Annotated in this window: 6 protein-coding genes; 3 read left to right on the top strand and 3 right to left on the bottom strand. The window is 72.2% G+C overall.

The annotated features are described in order from the left end of the window. Nucleotides 1-13: 13 nt before the first annotated feature. The 3 genes from ACFU8Q_RS37410 to ACFU8Q_RS37400 form a co-directional block, all read right to left on the bottom strand. Nucleotides 14-1,699, bottom strand: a complete 1,686-nt coding sequence (locus tag ACFU8Q_RS37410) for a thiamine pyrophosphate-binding protein (RefSeq protein ID WP_384463384.1) — start codon at nt 1,697-1,699, stop codon at nt 14-16. Beyond that, the gene (gene speB, locus ACFU8Q_RS37405) at nt 1,696-2,661 is read right to left on the bottom strand and encodes an agmatinase (RefSeq protein ID WP_384463381.1); all 966 of its coding nucleotides are present in this window, start codon (nt 2,659-2,661) and stop codon (nt 1,696-1,698) included. Before speB ends, ACFU8Q_RS37410 begins: the two co-directional genes overlap by 4 nt. A gap of 146 nt (nt 2,662-2,807) precedes the next feature. Beyond that, nucleotides 2,808-4,274 (bottom strand): sodium:solute symporter, encoded by a 1,467-nt coding sequence (locus tag ACFU8Q_RS37400; protein ID WP_384463378.1) that lies wholly within the window; start codon nt 4,272-4,274, stop codon nt 2,808-2,810. Nucleotides 4,275-4,396: 122 nt separating this feature from the next. On the opposite strand from ACFU8Q_RS37400, the gene ACFU8Q_RS37395 reads away from it, so the two are divergent. The 3 genes from ACFU8Q_RS37395 to ACFU8Q_RS37385 all read left to right on the top strand — a co-directional run bounded on the left by ACFU8Q_RS37395 (nt 4,397) and on the right by ACFU8Q_RS37385 (nt 6,864). Next, nucleotides 4,397-5,917 carry a PucR family transcriptional regulator ligand-binding domain-containing protein gene (locus tag ACFU8Q_RS37395; RefSeq protein WP_384463375.1) on the top strand — a complete coding sequence of 507 codons (1,521 nt, stop codon included), beginning with the start codon at nt 4,397-4,399 and terminating at the stop codon, nt 5,915-5,917. Between the two features lie 87 nt (nt 5,918-6,004). Then, a complete protein-coding gene (locus ACFU8Q_RS37390; protein WP_384463372.1) occupies nt 6,005-6,454 on the top strand; it encodes an Imm49 family immunity protein in 450 nt (149 codons plus the stop codon). Beyond that, a complete protein-coding gene (locus ACFU8Q_RS37385) occupies nt 6,451-6,864 on the top strand; it encodes a peptidase inhibitor family I36 protein (protein ID WP_384463369.1) in 414 nt (137 codons plus the stop codon). Before ACFU8Q_RS37390 ends, ACFU8Q_RS37385 begins: the two co-directional genes overlap by 4 nt. The last annotated feature ends 46 nt before the right edge of the window (nt 6,865-6,910 follow it).

Here is a 6,910-nt window from a genome sequence, read left to right as displayed (position 1 = left end):
GACGTACGCCGCCCTACAGATGCGTCGGCTCGAACATCCTCAGCAGGGCCGGGAGCACGACCACCGAAGGACCCGGCTCCGCGAGGGACTTCGTCAGGTCGTCGGCGAGCGTCTCGGGGGTCGTACGGACCGCCGGGACGCCGAAGGACTCGGCGAGGGCGACGAAGTCGGGGCGGGCGAGCTCGGTCGCCGTGGCCTCGCCGAAGGCGCCCGTCATGTACTCGCGCAGGATGCCGTAGCCCCCGTCGTCGACGATCAGCCAGGTGACCGGGAGGTCGTACTGGCGGGCCGTGGCCAGTTCCGCGATCGAGTACATCGCGCCGCCGTCGCCGGAGACCGCGAGGACCGGCTTCGTACGGTCGGCGGCCGCCGCGCCGAGGGCGGCCGGGAAGCCGTAGCCGAGGCCGCCCGCGCCCTGGGCCGAATGCATCGTGTTCGGGCGGCGGGCGTCGAAGGCGGACCAGGCCCAGTAGGCGAGGATCGTCATGTCCCAGAAGCTGGGCGACGCGTCGGGCAGCGCCTCGCGGACCGCGGCGACGAGCTGCTGTTCCAAGGTGAGTTCCTGGCCGGCGATCCGGTCGCGTACCGCTTCGAGGACCGTACGGACCCGGTCCGGCGCCGACGGGTCCTCGCGGCGGTCGACCGCGTCGAGGAGGTCGGACAGGGCCTCGCGGGCGTCGGCGTGGATGCCGAGCGCGGGGTGGTTGGACTCCAGCTTGCCGGCGTCGGCCTCGATCTGAATGACCCGGCCGCGCGGGGCGAACGTGTGGTAGTTCGAGGAGAGTTCACCGAGTCCGGAGCCGACGACCAGCAGCACGTCGGCGGACTCCAGGAAGTCCGTCGTGTAGCGGTCCTCCAGCCAGGACTGGAGCGAGAGCGGGTGTTCCCACGGGAAGGCGCCCTTGCCGCCGAAGGTGGTGACGACCGGGGCGTCGATCTTCTCCGCGAGCGCGAGCAGCTTGCCGGACGCGTCGGACCGTACGACTCCGCCGCCCGCGATGATCGCCGGACGCTCGGCCTTCGACAGCAGATCGGCCGCGACGGCGGTCAGTTCGGGGCGGGCGTGCAGGGCGCGCGGGGTGGCGTCCATCGCCGTGACGACGGGCAGGGTGGTCTCGGCGAGGAGTACGTCCTGCGGGATCTCGATCCAGACCGGGCCGTGCGGGGCGGTCAGCGCGGACTCCCAGGCGGCGGCGATCGCCGACGGGATCTGGGAGGCCGTACGGACGGTGTGGACGGACTTCACGACGTCGCGGAACGACGCCTTCTGGTCACGGAGTTCGTGCAGGTAGCCGTGGCGGCCACCGCCCAGGCCCGCAACCGGGATCTGGCTGGAGATGGCCAGCACGGGGGCGGACGCGGCCGCCGCCTCCTGGAGCGCGGCGAGGGAGGTGAGGGCGCCGGGCCCGGTGGAGAGGAGCAGCGGGGCGACTTCGCCGGTGATACGGCCGTACGCGTCGGCGGCGAAGCCCGCGTTGTTCTCGACGCGCAGGCCGATGTACGTCAGGGCCGAGCGGCGCAGCGCGTCGAACATGCCGAGCGCGTGCTGGCCGGGGAGGCCGAAGACGGTGGTCGCGCCGAGGCCCTGGAGGGTTTCGACGACGAGGTCGCCGCCGTTGCGCCCGGCCGGGGGGTTCAGGGCGGCCGCGATCTGCTCGGGGGTGAGCTGCGGCCGCTCGTCGTGGTGGTCGTGGCTCACTTCGTACGGGCCTCTGCGATCTGGCGGGACATGACCGTCGTCAGCTCGTACGCCGTGTGGGAGGCGGCGACGGAGGTGATCTCGGCGTGATCGTACGCGGGGGCGACCTCGACCAGGTCGGCGGAGACCAGGTTGCAGGAGGACAGCCCGCGGACGATTTCGAGCAGCTCGCGGGAGGTCAGTCCGCCGGCCTCGGGGGTGCCGGTGCCGGGCGCGTGCGCCGGGTCGAGGACGTCGATGTCGATGGAGATGTAGAGCGGCCGGTCACCGATGCGCTGACGGAGCTGGTCGGCGACCTCGTCGACGCCGCGGCGCATGACGTCGGCGGAGGTGACGATGCCGAAGCCCATCTTCGCGTCGTCGTCCAGGTCCTGCTTGCCGTAGAGCGGGCCGCGGGTGCCGACGTGGGAGAGCGCGGAGGTGTCGAGGATGCCTTCCTCGACGGCGCGGCGGAACGGGGTGCCGTGGGTGTACTCGGCGCCGAAGTAGGTGTCCCAGGTGTCGAGGTGGGCGTCGAAGTGGAGCAGGGCGACCGGGCCGTGCTTCTTCGCGACGGAGCGCAGCAGCGGCAGCGCGATGGTGTGGTCGCCGCCGAGCGTCATCAGGCGGGCGCCGGTGGCCAGGAGGTCGTCTGCGGCGGCCTCGATGGTCTCGACGGCCTCGTTGATGTTGAACGGGTTCGCGGCGATGTCCCCGGCGTCGGCGACCTGCGCGAGGGCGAACGGCGAGGCGTCCTGCGCCGGGTTGTACGGGCGCAGGAGGCGCGACGCCTCACGGATCGCGTTGCCGCCGAAGCGGGCGCCGGGCCGGTAGGAGACACCCGTGTCGAAGGGCACGCCGACGACGGCGACATCGGCGGCGTGGACCTCGTCGAGGCGGGGCAGCCGGGCGAACGTCGCGGGTCCGGCGTACCGCGGGACGCGGGAGGAGTCGACGGGTCCGCGCGGCGTTTCGTTGCTCATGGTGGGTGCCTTTCCTTCGGGATTCGTGCGGTGTTCAGTGTGCGGGGCGCGCTGGTGTGGTCCCGCGGCAACGGGTTGCGTCCCCGATCGCGGGGCGGGCTGGAATTGCCTGCCCGGCGATCGAGGACGAGACCCTGTGTGAGGCCCTACGTGGTGACCGTCTCGGCGACGGACTCGGTGGTGTCGGCACCCCGCCCCGCCAGGCGTTCGCGCCAGTTGGCCAGTACCGCCGCGTCGGTGGGCTTCGTCGCCAGGGAGACGACGATGTACACGACGAGCGAGGCCAGCAGTCCGTAGTAGATCGGTTCGTTGGCGAGGATTCCGTACGTCGCCATCAGGCCGATCACGGACAGGCCACCGGCGGCCACCGAGGCCAGCGCGCCGGCCGCCGTGCCCCGGCGCCACAGCAGACCGCCCAGGATCGGGACGAGAAGTCCGCCGACGAGCAGGTTGTACGCGACGGTCAGGGCCTCGACCACGTTGTTGAGCGCGATGGCGATGGCGATGACGCCGACGCCCATGATGAGGATGAAGACCCGGTTGCCCTTCACCTCGTCGTGCTCCTCGCCGCCGCCCCGCGACACCGCGCCGCGCAGCCGGGACCAGATGTCGTTGTTGGCGACGGTGGCGCAGGCGATCAGCGCTCCGGAGGACGTGGACATCACGGCGGCTAGTGCGGCGGCCAGCACCAGTCCTCGTACACCGATGGGCAGTTCGTCCTTGACGATGGTCGCGAACGCGGCGTCCGCGCTGGGCAGCTTCGGGTACATGACCTTCGCGGCGGTGCCGATGACGGCGCCCGCGATCGCGTAGACGAGACAGTACGTACCGGCAACCGTGCCGCCCCAGCGCGCCGTCCGGTCGCTCTTCGCCGTGAACACCCGCTGCCAGATGTCCTGGCCGATCAGCATGCCGAAGGTGTAGATCAGCACGTACGTGAAGATCGTCTCGCCGCCGATGCCCAGCGGGTCGAAGTACTCGGTGGGCAGCTTGGCCTTCATCTCACTGAAGCCGCCCGCCTTGATCACCGCGATGGGCAGCAGGAGCAGCAGCACGCCGATCGTCTTGACGACGAACTGCACCATGTCGGTGAGGGTGATCGACCACATGCCGCCGAGCGTCGAGTACGCGACGACGATGGCGCCGCCGAGGATGATCGCGATGGTCCGGTTCAGGTCGAAGAGGACGTCGAAGATGGTGGCGTACGCGATGGTCGAGGTGACCGCGAGCATCAGCGTGTACGCCCACATGACGACGCCGGAGATGAGCCCGGCCTTGCCGCCGTAGCGCAGGTCGAGCATCTCGGAGACGGTGTACACCTTCAGCCGGGCGATGCGCGCCGAGAAGAAGACGGACAGGGCGAGCAGTCCGAGGCCGATGGTGAAGACCATCCAGGCGCCGGAGAGTCCGTACTTGTAGCCGAGGCCGACGCCGCCGATGGTGGAGGCGCCGCCGAGGACGATGGCGGCCATCGTGCCGGAGTACATCCACGGGCCGAGGCGGCGGCCCGCCACCAGGAATTCGCTCTTGGACTTGGCGCGGCGCATGCCCCACCAGCCCATGGCGAGCATGCCGGCCAGGTACACGATGATCACCGCGTAGTCGACAGCCATGGGCTTCCTCCGTTCCGGTTCAGGTGTACACGTCGTACACGGAGAAGACGGTAGGTGGCCCGCCAGCGGCGCTGAAGTGTACGTTTCATCCATCATCACCGTCACCGATGGATGGACCATCCATGTCGGAAGCCTCGGCCGGGCCGCCCCCGCCCGCTCCCCCCGCCCCCACTCCCTCGTCTGCCCCCACTGCCTCGCCTGCCCCCACTCCTCCCACTCCCCCGATCCCGCTCACCGAGCTGCTCGCCCGGGAGGAGCTCGGACTGCGCCGGATCGCGGGTCCGGCCGAGGCGGATGTGCTGTGGGTGCACACCTCGGAGATGGCCGACCCGTACCCGTATCTGCTCGGCGGTGAGCTGCTGCTGAGCGCCGGACTGACGCTCAAGGACCCGGACGCCTATGTGGCGCGGCTGGTGGAGGCGGGGGCGACGGCGCTCGGTTTCGGGGTGACGCCGGTGTTCGACACGGTGCCGCAGGCACTGATCGAGGCCTGCGACCGGCACGGCCTGCCCCTGGTGGAGGTACCGCCCGAGACCCCGTTCACGACGATCGCCCGGGCCGTGTGGCGGCTGATGGCCGAGGCCCGCCACCGTGAGCTGCGCCGGGTGACCCGGGCCCAACAGGCCCTGGCCACGGCGGCGGCCCGGCCGGACCCGGTGCCCGCGGTGCTGCACCAGCTGGCCGCCCAGCTGGGAGGCCGGGCGGTGCTGCTCTCCGCGGACGGCGAGGAGCTGCACACGGCGGGCCGTCGTCCGGCCCCCGACGTCGGGGCGGCGCTGGCCCGGCTCACCCGGGTGGTCTCCGCCGGGCCGCGCCCCGCGCCGACGTCCGCCACCGACACGGTGCGGGGCGCGCACCTGTCCGCGTACGCGCTGGGCGGCGGCCAGGGTCTCGTCCTGGCACTCGGGACGGACCGGCGCGAGGGGGGCGACCATACGATCGCCGGGGTGGCGGTCGTCCTGCTCTCCCTGCTCGCCGCCCCACATCAGGGCGCGGACGCGGCGGGCCGGTCGGCGGCCCTCGTACGGCTGCTGCTGGGCGCGGACCCGCAGGACGTCGCCCCGCTGCTCGGCGGCGCCGAACAGTGGACGGTGGTGCACGCGCGCCGCAGCGGCGGCGCCGGCCCGGTCGACCCGCTGACCGCCGGAGCGCTGGGCGCGGCCCTGGGCTCGGCCCTGGTCGACGCGGGCCGGGGCCGCGACGCCATCAGGGTGCTGGTCCCCGGCGGCGAACGGATCACCCCGCAGCCCGGCTGGACGCTCGGCGTCTCCGCACCCGCACCCATCACCGCGCTCAACCTCGCCGACGGTCAGGCGTCCCGCGCCCTGGGCCGCGCCGTGGCCACGCGCACTCCGCTGGCCCACCACCACTGCGGCCCCGGCCTCGGCCTGTCCGCTCTGATCCCCCCGGACCAGGCCGAGGCCCACGCCCGCGCCGTCCTCGCCCCGCTCACCGAGCCCCTGCCCGAGACCCTGCGCTGCTGGCTGAGCCTGCACGGCAGCTGGGACCGCACGGCCACCGCCCTCCAGGTCCACCGCAACACGGTCCGCCAACGCATCGCCCGCTGCGCGGCGCTTCTGGACGCGGACCTGGACGACATGGACGTACGAACGGAACTGTGGTTCGCGTTGCGGCAGGGGTGAGGCGGCGGCGGGCGCGCGTACCGGCACCGGCGCCGATTCGGGTGTCGGCCATGTCGGTCCACCGCCCGGTCGCCGGCCAGAGCCTCGGTGACCGGGCTCTGCCGGGCGGGGCTGCGCCTCGCCTCCCGGCTGGGCGCCGTGCTCTTCCGTACGACCCTCGCCGAGCCGGGCACCGGCGTCGAGGCGACGATCGACGGGCACACGCTCACCTACCCCGCGTACCACGGTGACGAAGCCGGGCCCGGCCAGTGGCACACCGCGATCAACCTCGACATCCTGGCCCTGACCTGCCACGCCCGGCGCCGGGGCTGGAACATCCGGGTCACGTCCGCGTACCTGCCGGAGCGCATCCTCCGTGCGGCCGAGCCCCTTCAGGCCCTGCTTCCGCGCCGGAGTACGGCGGAGCGCCACGATCTTCGACGCGGGCTTCGAGCGCCCCCCTTTCCGCCTGTCTGCGCAGGTAGCGGCCGTGCCACGCTGCTGGTGATCAGGGAACAGAGCCCTGATCACCGTCAGGAAGAGAGGTTTCCGCCATGAACCGCATCACCGCGCTCGCCGTCACCTCGATCGCCTTGGCCCTGGGGCTCGGCACCGGGCCGGCCGCCGCCGGGGCCGCCGAGAACGCCGCCGGGAAGAGCACCGGCGCGAACGCCGTCGAGAGCGCCCGGGCTTCCTACAGCTGCAGCCCCGGCTACTTCTGTATCTACAGCGACTGGAACGGAGGTGGCACCCGCTGCCAGTGGTCGGACAAGAAGCGGGCGAATACCGCCGACGACTGCTCCTTCATCCAGCGGGGCAAGAACGTCCGCTCCGTCTGGAACGCGACCGGGCACCGCGTTCAGTACTACACGCAGACCAACTACAACGCCCGGGTCGGATCCACCCCTGCCGGAAGCGGCGGCAACCTCCAGGGGAGCTACCAGATCCGCTCCTTCAAGCCGCAGTAGGGAACGGAGACAGCGCAAGGGCCCTTCCCGGCCGGTGGTCGGGAAG

This window comes from Streptomyces sp. NPDC057543 (assembly GCF_042801895.1).
Taxonomy (GTDB): domain Bacteria; phylum Actinomycetota; class Actinomycetes; order Streptomycetales; family Streptomycetaceae; genus Streptomyces.
Note: the sequence above shows the minus strand (reverse complement) of the source record. Positions and strands in the feature narration are given on the sequence as shown.

Excerpts from the sequence above, each read along its gene's own strand:
- speB (WP_384463381.1), bottom strand. The coding sequence starts at position 2,661 with ATGAGCAACGAAACGCCGCGCGGACCCGTCGACTCCTCCCGCGTCCCG.
- ACFU8Q_RS37400 (WP_384463378.1), bottom strand. The coding sequence starts at position 4,274 with ATGGCTGTCGACTACGCGGTGATCATCGTGTACCTGGCCGGCATGCTC.
- ACFU8Q_RS37395 (WP_384463375.1), top strand. The coding sequence starts at position 4,397 with ATGTCGGAAGCCTCGGCCGGGCCGCCCCCGCCCGCTCCCCCCGCCCCC.
- ACFU8Q_RS37385 (WP_384463369.1), top strand. The coding sequence starts at position 6,451 with ATGAACCGCATCACCGCGCTCGCCGTCACCTCGATCGCCTTGGCCCTG.